This window comes from Metabacillus sp. GQ13, assembly GCF_059758525.1.
In genome coordinates, this window is sequence record NZ_JCAXET010000009.1 from 112388 (window position 1) to 129846 (window position 17459).

Below are 17459 nucleotides of genomic sequence, written 5' to 3' on the forward strand. Positions count from 1 at the left end.
GTAACAAAATCATTATTTATATCTGCTAACAGTTTACCATAAGGCTAATTCTTTGTTTAGAAAGTAGCCTTATGACTATATTAGTTTTTAGACAATTTAGATAAATATTTAAATCCGACAAATCGCTTATTTTCTGTATCCCAAAGTCGGAATTGCAGGGATTTCAAACTTGTTGCTAACGTAATCGTTGGAACGTGTTGCAGTGGCTCTGTATGATTGTGTGCATCTTCTAGTTTATAATTTGGTACTCTTGGACTTAAGTGATGGACATGGTGGTAGCCAATATTTCCTGTAAGCCACTGCAAAAGTTTTGGAAGCTTATAAAAAGAACTTCCTTCCACTGCTGCCTTCACAAAGTCCCAATCTTTATTTTCTTCAAAATAAGAATCCTCAAATGTGTGTTGCACATAAAATAACCAAATACCGAGAATACCTGAGATTAAAAAGATCGGTCCTTGTATGAGTAAAAATGCCTTTGCGCCAAGTGTCCCGCATAGTAGTAAAACAAGCCCAACAATTAAAAAATTAGTTATATAGGTATTTATGCGTTCCTTTTTCTTAGCACCCTTTTTGTTAAACCGATTCATAATTAAGAATACATAGATAGGCCCTAGCCCAAACATGACAAATGGGTTGCGATAGATTCGATAAGCAAGTCTACGTACTGGTGTTTCTGCCAAATATTCATCAACTGTTAGTGTCCAAATATCGCCAGTCCCACGTTTATCCAAGTTACTGCTAGTAGCATGGTGAATCGCGTGATCGTGCTGCCATTGACTGTATGGGAACAAGGTTAATGCACCTGTTATTGTACCGATTACTTTATTTGCCTTGCGATTTTTAAAGAAAGAGTAGTGACAACAATCATGAAAAATAATGAAAATTCTTACTAGAAATCCTGCTGCAATGACTGAAATTCCTAATGTAAGAAAATAAGAAATTGCCAAACTTTGATAAGCAAGAATCCAGAGAATAATAAAAGGTCCTATTGTATTAACTAGTTGAAGGATACTAGCCTTTAGATTTGATTTTTCAAAAGGAGCAACTTGTTTTCTTAAATGTTTTTGAGATGAATGTGTGGTCATGACTTAAATTCTTTCCTTTCATAATAAGTAGATTATAATTTTATTTCAAACACTTTTGCAGACATAGGTGTCATATCCAAAGTATGACAAATGTCATATTGATGCGCGTATATACTATAAGTTTACCCACTTTATATGCAAGATAAGATAGAAATTTACTATTTTCTCTAGGATACTGTTGTTGTTGGGGAAGGCGAAATGGATGTAGGCCAAATGTTGTTGTTGCGGTGGATCCATTAGAAGATGCCAAACAATAGCTTCAGGTGATGAATGCTATTGCTGTTATTGCAGTAGCGGATCATGGTAATCTACTAATTGTTGTACCAGCTATGTTTATGGATAAAATTGCCGTTGAATCAGAGGCGGTTGTCCAAATAGATTACAATGCACAACGTATCGATTACTATTAAAGCTGTTGCTAGAGCAAAAAAATAAAGACATTGAAGATGTAGTTGTTACTATTCTTAAGAGACAGGGCATGAACAAAATACTTATAGTTATGATAGAGAGAGCTTGGGGATACTCCAGGCTCTCTTTTTACATTTATTATTAGATGGATGATTTATGTATGATTTTATTAAAAGCGGGAAGATATAAACTAAATGGTTTATGCCACATTTTTATTGGAGGAAGGACATGAAGAAAATCACAATTATTGGTGGAGGCGGAACAATCGGTCAAATCTTAGCTAAAGGATTATCTGATAAATACGAAATCATCATACTTGATAAAAACGTCTCAACTTCCTATAATGCCAAAAATTATATAAAAGTGGATGCCACAAACTTTGAGTCTTTAATAAGTAGTATTCCTAAAGACACATATGCACTGGTCAATTTATTAACAATCAAATCAAAGAATGATTTAGAAACGATTGATCAATTTCAAAGAATGACCGAAATTCACTTTACATCTTCCTTTTATATTTTACATGCTGCTAAAGTGTTAGGAATTCCTAAGGTTGTTTATGCGAGCAGTAATCATACGACCGATTTTTATGAAGAGGATGGTAGATCAAGTTTAGGGAGGGAGATAACGACGAATGATTACCCATTTTCACGAGGTCTTTATGGTGTACTCAAGCTAGCATCAGAAAATATTGGTCATATTCTCGCACATGATAAGGATCAATTATCTGTTATAAATTTGCGAATTGGAAGTGTTCATGAAGACGAATATAAGGCTTTAAAGGAGAAAGACCGATTACAACATACTCTTTTGTCACATAAAGATGCAGTACAGCTTTTTGATCTAGCCATTCAGTCAACTGTTAAGTTTGGAACGTATTACGGTGTCTCTGATAATCCAGACAAACCATGGTCCATCAAAACAGCACAGAAAGAGTTAGGGTTTGATCCAGTTGTCAATACAAGCGATATATTAAATAGAGATAAACGAAGTAAATACTGACAGGTATGTCGGTATTTTTTTGTACACCAGAATATATGTCCTTTTTATATAGCTTTGATGTCTAGCTCCAGACGCCATCGGCTCGAGGGGAAAACTAAACCCTGTTTTCACAGGTCATAAGCCATTCTGTCCAGAAGGTTAAAGAACATGCTTCCAGCTAGCTCGTCTTATGCTTGTAGCCGATAGTCAGGCGCCTTGCGCTTTTCTTGTGAGCAAGATAATCCATATAACATGATAGGGAAATCCATTGTTTATTTAATAAAGAAAGCGTAATCTTAACACTATTCAGCAAGTGAGAAGGTGGGGTTTAATGAAAAGACGACCTATATTTCGTGCACATTTTCTCCAACATAAATGGAATTATCTGCTTGGTACTTTATTATTGTCAATATCACTTGTCCTTCAATTAGGAGTGCCCCTCTTATTAGAGGACTTCACAGATGGACTCCAGCACCTAACGATTCGGCCTGAAGACCTCTGGAGTTTAGCAGCTTGGTGTATCGGTTTAGGTGTGGGTATTTTTGTTTTTCGCTCATCAGGTCGAATCTATATTTTTCGCTTATCTAGAATGCTAGAGAGGGATTTGCGAACAAAGTTGTTTGCCCATTGGGAGACGTTGCCCGCTGAGTATTATCAACAACAACGGATTGGCAATTTAATGGCACACGCTGTAAATGATGTAAATATACTTCGGCAAATAGGTATGCAAGGTGTCTTTCAAACAATTGAGGCAGTCGTTTTATTATCGCTTACGATTGTAATGATGGGGGGTACAATTAACTTACAACTAACCTTATTGGTATTAATACCTTTACCTGGGTTAACGTATTTAGCGTACCGATTCCGCTCAAATATACGAATGCATTCTAGTAAAGTACAAGAAGCAATTGGTACATTGACAAGTAGAGTCCAAGAATTCTGTACAGGGATAAGAGTTATTAAGACATATGTTCAAGAAAATGAAGAAATGAAGAAGTTTACAAAAGAAAATAATGATAACGTTCAAGCAAATAAGCAACTAATCCGCTCCAATTCCTTATTCACCTCACTTAGTCAAGGTATTATTGGCCTCAGTTATTTACTTTCCATTCTGTTTGGCTCGATTTTAGTCATGAAAGGAACGATCACTCTTGGTGAGTTTGTTGCTTTTAATACATATCTTTCGTTTTTAGTGGCGCCAATTGAAAATTTAGGAAAAGTGATTAACCTTTTTCAACAAGGTGCTGCAGCTGATGTAAGGCTAAGTCAAGTGCTTTCAACAGTACCAGATATAAAGGATGAAAAAGACGTTATCCCGGTTCAAGGTATTGAAGGGACGATAAGAATTGAGAACTTGTCCTTTCACTATAATAGTAGTGAGCGTCATGCATTACAACATATTAGTTTAACGATACCCAAAGGAAAAAGCTTAGGTATTGTTGGAAAGATCGGAAGTGGGAAATCTACTTTTGTCAATCTCCTTTTACGTCTATATAATCCGCCTAGAAACACTGTATTCATTGATAATATTGATATTCTTAACCTTCCACTAAAAAAGCTGCGAACCTCAATAGGGTATGTACCACAAAATAACTTTTTATTTTCAACAACAATTAAAGAGAATATAGCCTTTGATCCAGTCGAATACGAGGACAACCAAATTTATAAAGCTTCGAAGCAAGCACATGTTTACAATGATATCATCGATTTCCCAGAAAGCTTCAAAACAACTCTAGGGGAGCGGGGCCTGTCTTTATCAGGAGGACAACGGCAACGAGTCAGTATTGCTCGTGCCATGATTAAAGAATCACCAATTATGATTTTTGACGATAGTTTAAGTGCTGTCGATGCAAAAACAGAACAGGAAATCCTAACCACACTACAAACAGAAATGAGAGGTAGAACGACAATTATCATAAGTCATCGCATTTCTACTATTAAAATGGCAGATCAGATTATCGTATTGGATGAGGGAAAGATGGCTGAACAAGGTACACATCAATCTTTACTTAAAAAAAATGGTCTCTATAAAACAATGTTCGTGCAGCAGTCAAATCAAATTGATTTAGAGAACACTAATCTCCCATCTTATAGTGAGAGGACGATTCGAATCAAAAAGAGGAGGAGCTAAAATAGCTAACAAGATAAATAAAAAAAGTGTGAATCTAAGTGATGGACAGTTGCTAAGTAAGATGCTTGCTTTCGCCAAACCCTATTGGAAGAACATCCTTATTTCAATCTTGTTAACGGGACTTATTGTTATTGCAAGCCTAGCACAACCGTATATTATAAAAGTTGCCATAGATTCTTATATAAACGGAATTTATTCACCAATGATTTCAGTTGAAGAATCAAGTGTTAAAGAATGGGAAGCGGAGATGAATCAACAAGAGATAAGTTACAAAGAAACAGCTTCCTTTCAGGTGAAAGAATATTTTCGAATAGAAGACCCTAAATCGACTAGTGGCTTGCCTATAAATATAGAGAAAGCTGCGATAGTCCCTATAGAGGACGCCCATTATCTAGTACATGGCTGGAATGCAGGTCTCTCTGCCGCTGAGCACTACCAGCTAGAAAAAGAGATAAATGAGATAACAATAGATGATCAGATCTATCCTGTCACTCAATTAAGTTCCAGTGAAGTTGAATTGTTTCGTAGTCAGGATTATCAAGGCCTTATTCTGTTAGGGGTATTATATTTCTCATTAATTATTGGTTCATCTTTACTCCTTTACTTTCAAAATAATACGCTTCAATTTACAGGTCAATCGATTATCTTTGATATAAGGCAAACGATATTTAACCACCTTTCCAAAATGTCGATATCGTTTTATGGAAAGCATCCGATCGGTAGGTTAGTAACGAGAATAACCCATGATGTCGAGGCACTTAATCAATTATACTCTCAAGTTATTGTTAATTTAGTAAAAGATGTCCTTATCCTCATAGGGATTATAATGATCATGCTGAGTATGAGCCTAGAGTTAACATTGATCAGTTTATTGATGATTCCTTTTGTAACCCTCACTACGTTTTACTTTAAAACTGTGATGAGAAGGGCACAAAGGAAGATCAGGCTAATTCTTTCTAGACTTAACTCATTTCTGGCGGAAAATCTTTCAGGTATGACAATGATTCAATTATTTGCCCGGGAGGAAAAACAATTAGAACGGTTCAAGGAACTCAATGGAGAGCATTACCATGCTGGAATGCGTCAAACGATACTCAATTCAATATTCAATCCATCTATTGGTTTATTCGGAAATCTATCACTTGCACTGCTCGTTTGGTACGGTGGAAGAAGTGTTCTGGATGGGGCAATTACCTTTGGTGTTGTCTATGCATTTACTCATTACGTAAGGCAATTCTTTGAACCTTTACGCGGACTGGCAGATCAATTTAATCAAATTCAAGCTGCCTTAGCTTCCGCTGAAAGAATCTTTGAAACATTGGATACAAAACCAATGATTTTAAATCCGAAACATCCGAAAAAACTTAACGAGGAAATTCGTGGTGAAATTGTCTTTGATCATGTATCATTTGCTTATAAAAAGGAAGAATGGGTTCTTAACAATATCAACCTATCAATTAAACCAGGAGAGACGATAGGCATTGTAGGAGAGACAGGTGCAGGGAAAAGCTCGATTATCCAATTAATAAACAGATTTTATGATATTCAAAAGGGAAGGATCACACTTGATGGCGTTGATATCAAAGATATTTACTTGCCGAACCTAAGAAAGCACATCGGAATCATTCAACAAGACAGTTATGTGTTCTCAGGAACTGTTTTTGATAACATTCGTCTAAACAACCTAGAGATTAGTAATCAAGAGATCATTAATGTGGCAAGGTCAGTTGGAATTGATTGCTTTTTTAGATCGTTGCCAAAACAATATCAGACCATGCTTGGTGAACAAGGAACAGTATTATCAGCTGGTCAGAATCAGCTTCTTTCCTTTTTAAGAGCAATTATAGCAGATCCAGATGTATTAATTTTAGATGAAGCAACGGCAAGCATAGATACAGAAACAGAGATGGTAGTCCAGAAAACATTGAAGGAAATCTCGAACAATCGAACGACGATTATTATTGCTCACCGTTTATCGACAATCCAGCATGCTGACAAAATCATAGTCTTAAATAAAGGTAGAATAGTAGAAATGGGTAACCATCAAGAGTTATTAACGAGGAAAGATACGTATTATCAATTATGTAGAAGTCAGAGTAAATCACAACGTTCAAAACTTAATGTCTAGGTTTATAAAATAATGAAGGAACTAGCTGTTAAAGCAATAACCCCCTATGGTATGTTGATTAATAGGGGGTTATTACGTATGCGATTTAGGATATGTATTCTTCAGATGTTACAAGTACAAAGCTGTAATTTAATGTCGGCATTGGTGAAACGGTTGTTAAGCCTACGATCATCGCCGCATAATTAATTTCTGATCATCACAAAATTGGGAAGGGGACACTCCAACAATCCGTTTAAATATCCTACTAAAATACAATTCATCCACATACCCGACATGTTGGCTAACTTCTTTAATTCGAAAATCGGAAAGAACCAGCAGTTCTTTTGCACGATCAATCCGTAAATGGGTTAAGTAATCAATTGGACTAAGGCCAATTGATTTTTTGAATAATCTCGAATAGTGACTCGTGCTCAATCCAGCTATACTCGCTAAATCAGACAATGTAATTGAATTTTTGTAGTGATTGATCATATAGTCGATTGTCCCTTCAATCGCTGTTTTGCTATCACCAGAAATGGATTGTGAGTGAAAGTCTTCTATAAAAGTTAGAAGAAGTTCTTGAAATAGCAATTTTTGTTGGAAGGACACAGTGACTCCTCTTCTTTTTGATAGCGCATTTAATTCCTCTAAAATAGAAACAACTGCAGAGTTATTATTTATTGTATAGACTCCACGTAGTGGAAATGCTATTTCATCTGATTGTTTGAAATGCCACTTTTCTTTTTCTTCAAATGCTAATGCGTATGAGAAGCGTACAAAATAAAATTCAAGAGATGTTGTTCGACCTGCTTTTTTATCACAAATCATATCTGGAGTATATACGATCAATTTCCCTGGTGATATTTTATGCTTCTTGTCGTTTAAGGTCACTTCTCCAGACCCTTTTGTAATAAACCATAGTGAGTGATATTTAGGCTTGCTACCTTTTCTAGACCAATTAGGAGGGATTGTTTTATAACCAGACAGCAAAAGGGAATAAGTTAAATTATTTAGATTGGAGGTTAAATTTCTCAAGCTATTACACAATTGGACATCACCCTTTACTGGTAGACTAAACATGCAAATAAATTAAAATTAGCTATTAAAAGTAATCATACGTTTAAAAGTAAAAAATATAACTGCTTCCCAGCGTTCGACGGTTTTACAAGTACCGCTAAACTGATATAGAACGATTGGATATATGACTATCGATCAAATTGAATTGATTTACCTAGTATAAAAGTAATAATCATTAGCCCTTTTCATACTCACTTCACTCCTTTCTTACTATTTCCTAAGTCTTTATACTTATCTAACAAAAACTGATTATATCTATATATGAGTTCTTTTATTTATAATCAAAGTTGTAAGAAAAATCAACTGAGGGGACGAGTGCATTTGAAAAAAGGATGGAGTAATTTTCAAAGATGTTTCGTGATAACGGTTATGTTTATGCTAGTGCTGTCTGGTTTTAGTGGTCTTCAAAATGTAAAGGCTTACAACGAGAGCAAGGAAGCGCCAACACAAGAATTTGACAGCATCTATGAAGCAGAAGATGCTGTCATTACAGACGCAATCATTGATACTCAACACCCCGGTTACACGGGAACTGGGTTCGTCGATTACAAACCTAATGCTCCAGGAGGAACGATTACATGGGCAGTTGTCGATGTACCGGAAGCGGGGGAGTATACGGTAGAATTTCGTTTTGCAAATGGCGCGGCAGAAAATAGACCATCCGAAATAAAAGTGAACGATATCGTGGCTGAAGAAGAACTAGAATTTAACGGTACTGGGGATTGGACATCATGGAAAACAACATCAACGAAAGCTACCCTTCAAGCTGGTGAAAATGTAATCGTTGCAACAGGTAAAGGTGCTAGCGGAGGGGCAAATATTGACCATTTACGTATCCATAATAAGAAAGATTCAGATACTGACGGTCCCAAACCTGTAGAGCTAAAAGAGGTTAAAGTGGAAGAATTGGTTAATGGTGTTACCTTGCAAAAGTTAAACACGGAAGGTATCTTGTCGACCAATCAAACGAGTGGAGAAGAACAAATGACAAAAGTAGCGTTTTTCGCAAAGATAAATAGAGTAATGGGTTATCATAAAGAAGAAATATATAAACAGATTGACCTTGATTCGAACGTATGGGAAGTACAGAAAGACAAATGGTGGAGTTATGTTTTAGAAACGGCTAAGGAAGCGGGATATGTTACTCCAGATAAAGATGGAAATATTCATCCAAATGAAATCATTACTCGTAAAGAGGCCGCAGAAATAGTCGTTAAAGTTTTAGATTTACGTCCTGGTAACGGCAAGGGAAAATCAAATAATGAAAATGCAGTTGGAGCAGTTGTTTCAAATGGTTACATGACAGGAAAACCTGGTTTTGACAAGAATCAACAACTGGCAGATAAGGAAGCAGACGCAATCTTAGAAAAAATAGCAACTAAAGTTGATCATCAATCAAAGCAAGTCCATGTGGTAAGTGCCCAAGCTATTTCTTCAAATTTAGTGGCGGTCATGCTAAACGGAGACTTTGAGGAATTTGATGTAAAGGCTTTAGCAATAGACGCTGCTACTGGTAGCTTTAAAGGATTAAATCCATCATTTAAAAATATGTATCCAACACGAGCAGCAGTTGGGGAAAATAAATTTGGTGATACTGTCGTCATATATGAACTTCAGGATCAATTACAAAATGGAAAACTTAATGAGAAAATAGAAACGGAGTTCTCTGGCAACCTTGATGAAATGAAAAAACAAGCAGACTACCTCATTTCTTGGCAAATGGACCATGGCGGTTGGACAAAGAGTATGGAAGAGGAGTATAAACGTCCATGGGATGGGCAAGAAAAACGCTCCAAACAATTTGGACCTAATGGAGAAGAATTAGGGACAATTGATAATAATGCAACAATAAATCAAATCCGTTTTATTACTCAAGTATATCGTGAGACAAAGGATGAAAAGTTAAAACAAAGTGTGTTAAAAGGAATCGAGTTTCTATTAACCATGCAGTATGACACAGGGGGATGGCCACAGGTCTATCCACAGCGAGGGGATTCTCCAGAAGACTCTGTGTATTATTCAAACTATGTAACCTTTAATGATAACGCAATGATCAATGTGTTAGAGCTTTTTGATGACTTGCTGAATGAAGCATACCCTTTTGAAAATAGTTTGATAAAGGATGAGGAAAAACAGAAGTTAGAAGCGGCAATGGATAAAGGAATTGACTATATCTTAAAATCTCAAATAAAGGTCGATGGTAAGCTTGCAGCCTGGTGTGCACAACATGATCCTGTTACTTATGAAGCACAACATGCTCGTTCTTACGAACATCCTTCAATCTCAGGAAGTGAATCTGTTGGAATTGTAAAATTCCTCATGTCACGTACAAATCAAACTCAAGCGATAAAAGTAGCAATACAAGGTGCTTTAAGTTGGTTTGATGAGGTGAAATTAGAAGGGATCCGTTATGTAAGTGGAGACCCTAATGGCGTGTACTTTGTCGAGGATAAAGATGCCGTTACTTGGTACAGATTTTATGATTTGAAGACAAATGAACCAATTTTCTCTGGTAGAGATGGGGTCATAAAACGAACCATTCAAGAAATTGAGCAGGAACGTAGAGATGGGTATTCTTGGGGAGGTAGCTACGCAAAACAATTATTAGAGATAGCGAAAATAACCGGCTATTTTGAAGATCACGTCTATGTAAAAGTCTTGGCTAATGACGTAGTGGACAAGTATGGAAAAAAACTAGTTGAAGGAGAAGTAGTACAAGTGGAAGACGCGACTGAGGAACTAAGTGCCATTCAAACTAAGCTAGTTGTTAAGCAAGATGGGACAGGAGATTATCAAACAGTCCAAGCAGCGATTGATGCAATTCCGGCTAATAACACCGACCCTGTTGAAATTCATATAAAGAATGGTGTGTATAAAGAAGTAGTAAAAGTACCTGCTAATAAACCATTCATCACATTAAGCGGGGAAAGTACTGAAAAAACGATCCTGACGTATGATAACTATGCAAAAAAGGAAAAGCCAGAAGGTGGAACTTATGGAACAAGCGGAAGTGCAAGTGTCTACCTTTATGCCAATGATATGAAAGTGGAGAATATGACGATTGAGAATTCCTTTGATGAAAGCCAAGTGGAAGGTGGATCACAAGCAGTTGCCGCTTATACACGTGGAGAAAGAATGGAGTTTCATCAAGTTCGTTTCATCGGCAATCAGGATACCCTTTTAGCTCATTCAGGAACACAATACTTCTATCAATGTTATATCGAAGGTGATGTAGACTTTATCTTTGGGGGAGCAAGAGCTGTATTTGATGATAGTGATATCGTCTCACTTGACAGAGGTTCGTCTTCAAATAATGGATACATTACAGCAGCTAGTACAAATATTAGCGATCCATATGGCTTTCTCTTTATCAATAGTCGCTTAAAAAGTGATGCTGCAGATGGAACAGTGTACTTGGGTAGACCGTGGCATCCTGGTGGTGATCCAAACGCAATTGCAAGTGTTGTCTTTAAAAATAGTGAGGTAGGAGCCCATATTCATAAAGAAGGTTGGACTGATATGTCAGGCTTCAGTGCAAAAGATGCTAGATTTTTTGAGTATCAAAATAAGGGTCCAGGGGTTAATCTTTCTAGACCTCAGTTAACAGATGAAGAAGCAAATCTGTTTACGATTGAAAATGTGTTAAAAGGTTGGAATCCGAAACTATAATAGGAGGGGCGAACTGTCGATACTGATGGTTCGCCATTTTAATGAAGAAAAAATGGCAAAGAAAAATAACCTCTGTCATCTATGCTTAACGGGTTCGGTTCTAATTTGTTACTCTATATTCGAATCCGCTAAGCATGTGGACTAAGATGTTTTTAGAAAACTAAAATCCTTGGTTCCTAAGCCAGTTCTCACAAAGAATAGTCCATTGTGATACGAATGGATCATCCTCAGCTAGACCTAATCCATGTCGTCCTTTTGGAAAGATATGCATTTCGTAAGGTACATCATGTTTGCTTAAAGCTTGAGCATATAAAAGACTATTTTCAACAGGAACAGACGCATCATCAGCTGTATGCCATAAAAAGGTAGCGGGTGTAGTCGTAGATACATGATGTTCACTAGACAATGAGACTCGTAATTGCTCAGATGAATTTTCACCAAGTAAGTTTAGGATCGATCCTTCATGATAATGTCGAACAAACGATATAACTGGATAACAAAGGATAGAAAAGTCAGGTCTACTACATTCGCATTCTATTTTATCATTTGAATCTAAATCGCCCATATCATGATAAGTTGCTGCGGTAGACGCAAGATGGCCACCTGCTGAAAAACCTAATAAGCCTATTTTATGTTTATCAAGATTCCAGTCTTCTGCATTAGATCGTACATATCTTATAGCTCGTTGAACATCGACTAATGGAGCTGGATGCTTAAAGGGGGCAACTCGGTAGTTTAATACATAAGCAGAAATACCGAGAGAATTGAGCCACCTCGCTATAGGTTCTCCCTCATGATTAGCACGGTGCTGATAACCACCACCAGGACAAATAATAACTGCCCCATGTTGATCTTGTCGATCAGCTGGATAAGGAGTAATGGAAGGAGAAAAATCATTTCCCTCCAGTTTTGAAAATGGTACTTCACCTTTCCAAAGTAAATGATCCATTATAATCCCCCTATTAACTATATGGTGGTAAAAAGGTAGAAGCCAACTACTACTAAATAAATCTTTAAATATTGCTACTAGCTGCTTCCATGAAATTCTCTTCTAGCATATCATATTAACTGACTTTTCAGAATAGAAACGTACAGGAATAGCATTCTCATGTAATGAACACCAACAAACTTTGTCCGTTTTAAACCGAAAAAGGATAATCATTTCCTTATATCGCATTCATTAGATCACTATTTGGCCAGAAATCACCATGAAGGATAGGACGATAGCTAAACTCACTTGGTGATTATAGATGTTATATCCATAATCAGTTATCTTAAACGTAGGAGACATTGTTGAGAGAAACTCTCTAATGATTAATTGTTTACGCTTACAATCCGCTGATTAATTGACTATATTAAATTTGAGAGGGGAACTTATATGAATGAAAACATTAAAGTGAAAACACCACTTTATTGGGCTGAAAAAGTATGTAAAACAATAATGGAGAATTTCACTCCAGCCCAACTACCTCCAGCAAGTAGATGGCATTATCATCAAGGGGTTTTCCTAAGTGGAATGATGAGTGTATATGAAATGACAAAGTATGAGGACTATTTCCGATACACTAAACAGTATGTAGATCATTTAATTGATGAAAATGGTAATTTATATTTTAGTAGAGATGAACTAGATTCAATTCAAGCAGGTTTATTGCTCTTTCCGTTAATCAAAGATAAAGAGAATGAAAAGTATAAAAAGGCTGCAAACAAACTAAGGTGCTTGTATACGACATTAAATAAAACGAGTGAAGGTGGCTTTTGGCATAAAGATAAATATCCCTATCAAATGTGGTTAGATGGGTTATATATGGGTGGACCATTCGCGCTCCAATATGCAAAAGAATTTAATGAGCCTGAATTAATTGACATGGTGATTCATCAGGAAGCTTTAATGAGAAAACATACAAAGGATGAAAAGTCAGGACTTTATTTTCATGGTTGGGATGAATTGGGTGAAATGCCTTGGGTAAATAAGGCAACAAACACAGCACCTGAAATATGGGGCAGAGCTATGGGTTGGTATGGATTGGCGGTCATCGACATGATTGAATTATTACCTGAGGATCATCCGAAACGAATAGAGTGGATAGGTGTTATTCAAGATATCGTCGTAGCTATAGCAAAATACCAAGATGAATATACTGGCCTATGGTATCAAGTAGTTGATAAAGGTGATCGAAAGGATAACTGGTTAGAGTCCTCGGCATCAAGCTTATTTATTTATACGATTGCTAAAGCTGTTAGGAAAAACTATGTAGGTACTGAATTCGCTGAAGTGGCGATACAGGGCTTTCAAGGTTTAGTAAAACATAAGCTAGAGGAAGGACCTAACTCAGTTATTATCAAAGATATTTGTATTGGAACATCTATAGGTGTATATGATTATTATGTGGGTCGAGAACGAAGCGAAAACGATTTACATGGTGCAGGTGCATTTATATTAGCATGTATGGAGATGGAAAAGTTACAAAATCCTACTGGTTAATTCATTTCAAAATCAAAGTGGATCATCTTTTACATTTTTAAGAACACGAAACTAGTATTTCTATATTTTGAAATTGTTATTAACAAGAACGAACTTCCACATATAATAGGCGGGAAAATAGTATTCTATTCAAGACTCCGAGCATTTGGGGGTCTTTTTCATTATGATAGGCTGTTTTCGGAAAGATTGTTGTTTTCCATACAAAGTACTAATGTTATAAAAATATAAAAAATAGTATTCCTGACATTTACCTGACACATTCGAAGGTTAATCTATGAAATGTAAACAGCAATCGTATATAAAGCCAAATAAGATTATAAATCGAAAATGAAAGAAAGGAGGAGCGTCTTTAAGAGCTTGTATCAATAGATTTTACTACTATTTTAAATAGGAAAGGGAGAATACAATGAAAAAGTGGATTATAAGTATCGTCGTGATTATCATCATAATTGGTGGAGGAGCAACAGCATACGGAATATATACAAGTAAAAAGGAAGAAGCAACTGTACAACCTATGGAAACACAAACTGCTGTAGCTGAAGTAGGGAATGTTGAAGTGAAAATCAGTGGGACTGGAAGCATTTCGACAATAAATAAAGAAATGTTAACAACCGAAGAAAACAATGCCGTTATTGAAGAGGTATTAGTAGAAGTTGGAGATATAGTAGAAGAAGGTGATGATTTAATTACATTTGAAGATGATGATCATGAACCAATTGAAGCGCCCTTTTCAGGAGAAATCACAACCTTAAATGTTGAAGCAGAAGAAACGATATCAATGGAAACAGAAATGATAGAAATAACGGATTACGGTAATCTACAAATGGTAGTAAATGTTGATGAACTTGATATTTCTAAAGTTAAAGTAGGACAAGTAGCAGATGTTGAAGTAAATGCTTTACCCGATGCGGATTTCACTGGGACGGTTACTAGTGTATCAAAAGAAGCAAACGAATCAGAGGGGAGTAGTGTTGCTCAATATGCTGTAAATGTAAAGATAAATGAACCAACAGGCATTAAAGTAGGGATGACAGCTGAGGCAGTGGTAACAACAGAAAGCAAAGAAAATGTCGTGACTGTCCCAATTGAAGCTGTTCAAAAACAAAATGATCAAAATTATGTTCGTATTCAAACGACAGAAGTAACGAACACATCTGACGAACAAGAAAAAAAGGGTACAGATAGGGAAGCGAATTCAGTAACACAAGGCACACAAAAAACAGTAGAAGTTGGTCTGCAAAATGAAGAAGTAGCAGAAATTATCAGTGGCTTAAGTGAAGGGGAAGAAGTTGTTTTACCTACACTCCAATCAAGCGATGATACGGAAAGTGGAATGGAAAATATGATGAAAGGATTCTCAGGTGGAGAAAGGCCTGGAGGTGTCATGGGACAAGGAGGAAACAGAGGGGGAATGGGTCAATGATTGAAGAACAACGAATAGTTGAAATTCGAAATGTTAGTAAAGTTTATACCCTTGGTGGTGAAATCGTTAAAGCGTTAGATGATGTGAGTTTTACAGTCAATAAAGGAGATTTTATTGCAATTATTGGTCCGTCAGGCTCGGGTAAATCAACGCTAATGAACATGATTGGCTGCTTAGATGTTCCAGACTCAGGTGAATATTTATTAGATGGAAAAAACGTTTTAACACTTAAACAAAAACAACTTGCAGATGTGAGGAATCAGAAAATTGGTTTTATCTTTCAATCATTTAATCTGTTATCAAAACAAAGCGCTTATGAAAATGTCGAGCTTCCTCTTATTTATCGAGGAATGAATACAACCAGTAGAAAAGAAGTAGCGATGGGTGCATTAGAAAAGGTAGGTCTAACTGAACGTGCAGGTCATCGACCAACTGAATTATCTGGAGGACAGCAACAGCGTGTGGCAATCGCCCGGGCTCTTGCTGGCAATCCACCAATCTTACTAGCAGATGAACCAACCGGAGCTTTAGATAGCAAAACAGGTATTGAAGTGATGAGTTTAATGAAAGAATTGAATAATCAAGGTCATACCATCATTTTAATAACCCATGATTTAGAGATTGCTAAACAAGCAAAAAGGGTCATCCGTATTCAGGATGGGAAAATATCGGAGAGAAAGGAGGCGTTGATCCATTGAAAATAAGTCAGGCAATAAAAATAGCGATGAAAAATATCGTTACGAATAAACTGAGAGCTTTTCTAACGATGCTAGGGATTATTATCGGAGTTTCAGCTGTAATTGCACTAGTTTCATTAGGTCAGGGGGCATCACAATCAGTATCTGAAGATGTATCATCATTAGGAACAACAATGGTGTCTGTTACTATTCAAGGGAATTCAACTAGTGATGAAGTTGTTGATTTTGACGAGGTCATGGGATTTGAAGAATATTCTGAGGTAGAAGCTGTGTCGCCAACAGTGTCGGGTAGTGGAACAGTTAATAATGGTACGACAAGCATGGACAGTGTCTCGATTACCGGTATAACTCCATCATATGAAGATGTCAAAGAGGCAACAGTAAGCTCGGGACGATTTATTTTAAATATTGATCAAGAAAACCGTAATAAAGTCGTCTTATTAGGATCTAATGTAGCGACTGAGTTATTTGGTTTTACTAGTCCGGTGGGCAATAAAGTGAAAATAGATGGTACGACCTATAACGTAGTTGGTGTACTCGAAGAGCAGGGCGAGGAACTCCAAGGCTCTGTCGATGATATGGCCCTAATACCTTTTACTACAGCACAGCGTTTTCTAGGTCAAACTGTTATTAATTCTGTTGATGTGAAAATGAATTCTGAAGATACAGTAGAAATTGGAATGGCTAAAATAGAACGATTCCTATACAATCAATTCAGTGGAGAAGAAACTAGCTATAATGTACGAAATCAAGCAGATATCTCTGATGCGTTATCATCTGTAACAGATACAATGACCCTCTTGCTTGCAGGGATTGCTGGTATCTCACTGATTGTCGGCGGAATTGGTATTATGAATATTATGTTAGTATCTGTCACAGAAAGAACGAGAGAAATCGGAATTCGTAAAGCAATTGGTGCAAAAAAGAAAGATATATTAATTCAATTTTTAATAGAAGCAACTGTCTTAAGTGGTCTTGGTGGACTTCTCGGTGTGCTAATTGGTATTGGAAGTGCTAAGACGATATCGACACTACTTGACATGGCTGTTTCCATTTCATGGCTGGCAGTCACGGTTGCGGTTAGTTTCTCGATTGTTATAGGAGTTGCCTTTGGTGTTTTTCCAGCCAATAAAGCGGCAAATCTAAGTCCGTTAGAAGCACTAAGACAATAGATCCAGTCTCAAAATATTTTCTAATCATAAGAAAAAGTTCAGTCAGTAAATGAATCGTAAATAGTAAACGAGAAGTAAACCACATGTTCCGACTCTAATTAGAGTGGAGCTTGTGGTTTTAGGTGTATGTAGTCATAGTCGTTTCGGGTATAGTTAAGTATAATCAAGAGAAATAAATAAGTCTTAGATTACAATCTTTTAGAAAAGAGCAATACAGGGTATT

General features: G+C 36.5%; 11 protein-coding genes and 1 pseudogene. 9 read left to right on the plus strand and 3 right to left on the minus strand.

The window, feature by feature from the left end:
• Window positions 1-80: 80 nt before the first annotated feature.
• Window positions 81-1085: a Delta(5) desaturase DesA gene (gene desA, locus AC6CHR_RS12960; RefSeq protein WP_498249304.1), complete on the minus strand. Its 1005-nt coding sequence runs from the start codon at window positions 1083-1085 to the stop codon at window positions 81-83.
• Between the two features lie 200 nt (window positions 1086-1285).
• On the opposite strand from desA, the pseudogene AC6CHR_RS12965 reads away from it, so the two are divergent.
• The 4 genes and pseudogenes from AC6CHR_RS12965 to AC6CHR_RS12980 all read left to right on the plus strand — a co-directional run.
• Window positions 1286-1557: pseudogene (locus AC6CHR_RS12965) on the plus strand (fructose-bisphosphatase class II); the annotation flags it as partial.
• 164 nt (window positions 1558-1721) lie between these two features.
• Window positions 1722-2495, plus strand: coding sequence for an NAD-dependent epimerase/dehydratase family protein (locus AC6CHR_RS12970; protein ID WP_498249305.1), 774 nt, complete (start codon window positions 1722-1724; stop codon window positions 2493-2495).
• Between the two features lie 310 nt (window positions 2496-2805).
• A complete protein-coding gene (locus AC6CHR_RS12975) occupies window positions 2806-4605 on the plus strand; it encodes an ABC transporter ATP-binding protein (protein WP_498249306.1) in 1800 nt (599 codons plus the stop codon).
• 28 nt (window positions 4606-4633) lie between these two features.
• The gene (locus AC6CHR_RS12980) at window positions 4634-6733 is read left to right on the plus strand and encodes an ABC transporter ATP-binding protein (RefSeq protein WP_498249307.1); all 2100 of its coding nucleotides are present in this window, start codon (window positions 4634-4636) and stop codon (window positions 6731-6733) included.
• A 168-nt stretch (window positions 6734-6901) separates the two neighbouring features.
• Here the strand turns inward: AC6CHR_RS12980 and AC6CHR_RS12985 are convergent, their stop codons facing one another.
• On the minus strand, window positions 6902-7747 hold the full coding sequence (locus tag AC6CHR_RS12985; protein ID WP_498249308.1) for an AraC family transcriptional regulator: 846 nt from the start codon (window positions 7745-7747) through the stop codon (window positions 6902-6904).
• Between the two features lie 363 nt (window positions 7748-8110).
• Between AC6CHR_RS12985 and pelA the strand changes: the two genes are divergently transcribed.
• The gene (gene pelA, locus AC6CHR_RS12990) at window positions 8111-11458 is read left to right on the plus strand and encodes a pectate lyase (RefSeq protein ID WP_498249309.1); all 3348 of its coding nucleotides are present in this window, start codon (window positions 8111-8113) and stop codon (window positions 11456-11458) included.
• 160 nt (window positions 11459-11618) lie between these two features.
• Here the strand turns inward: pelA and AC6CHR_RS12995 are convergent, their stop codons facing one another.
• Window positions 11619-12407, minus strand: coding sequence for an alpha/beta hydrolase (locus AC6CHR_RS12995; protein ID WP_498249310.1), 789 nt, complete (start codon window positions 12405-12407; stop codon window positions 11619-11621).
• A gap of 429 nt (window positions 12408-12836) precedes the next feature.
• On the opposite strand from AC6CHR_RS12995, the gene AC6CHR_RS13000 reads away from it, so the two are divergent.
• From AC6CHR_RS13000 to AC6CHR_RS13015, 4 genes are all read left to right on the plus strand, one after another.
• On the plus strand, window positions 12837-13943 hold the full coding sequence (locus tag AC6CHR_RS13000) for a glycoside hydrolase family 88/105 protein (RefSeq protein WP_498249311.1): 1107 nt from the start codon (window positions 12837-12839) through the stop codon (window positions 13941-13943).
• A 406-nt stretch (window positions 13944-14349) separates the two neighbouring features.
• Complete coding sequence (locus AC6CHR_RS13005; RefSeq protein WP_498249312.1) at window positions 14350-15366, plus strand: beta-barrel domain-containing protein; 1017 nt, start codon at window positions 14350-14352, stop codon at window positions 15364-15366.
• On the plus strand, window positions 15363-16064 hold the full coding sequence (locus AC6CHR_RS13010; RefSeq protein ID WP_498249314.1) for an ABC transporter ATP-binding protein: 702 nt from the start codon (window positions 15363-15365) through the stop codon (window positions 16062-16064). The genes AC6CHR_RS13005 and AC6CHR_RS13010 overlap by 4 nt, the downstream gene beginning before the upstream one ends.
• Window positions 16061-17236: an ABC transporter permease gene (locus tag AC6CHR_RS13015; RefSeq protein WP_498249315.1), complete on the plus strand. Its 1176-nt coding sequence runs from the start codon at window positions 16061-16063 to the stop codon at window positions 17234-17236. The genes AC6CHR_RS13010 and AC6CHR_RS13015 overlap by 4 nt, the downstream gene beginning before the upstream one ends.
• Window positions 17237-17459: the final 223 nt, after the last annotated feature.

Coding starts and splice junctions, on each gene's coding strand:
- desA (WP_498249304.1), bottom strand. CDS start 1,085: ATGACCACACATTCATCTCAAAAACATTTAAGAAAACAAGTTGCTCCT.
- AC6CHR_RS12970 (WP_498249305.1), top strand. CDS start 1,722: ATGAAGAAAATCACAATTATTGGTGGAGGCGGAACAATCGGTCAAATC.
- AC6CHR_RS12975 (WP_498249306.1), top strand. CDS start 2,806: ATGAAAAGACGACCTATATTTCGTGCACATTTTCTCCAACATAAATGG.
- AC6CHR_RS12995 (WP_498249310.1), bottom strand. CDS start 12,407: ATGGATCATTTACTTTGGAAAGGTGAAGTACCATTTTCAAAACTGGAG.
- AC6CHR_RS13000 (WP_498249311.1), top strand. CDS start 12,837: ATGAATGAAAACATTAAAGTGAAAACACCACTTTATTGGGCTGAAAAA.
- AC6CHR_RS13005 (WP_498249312.1), top strand. CDS start 14,350: ATGAAAAAGTGGATTATAAGTATCGTCGTGATTATCATCATAATTGGT.
- AC6CHR_RS13010 (WP_498249314.1), top strand. CDS start 15,363: ATGATTGAAGAACAACGAATAGTTGAAATTCGAAATGTTAGTAAAGTT.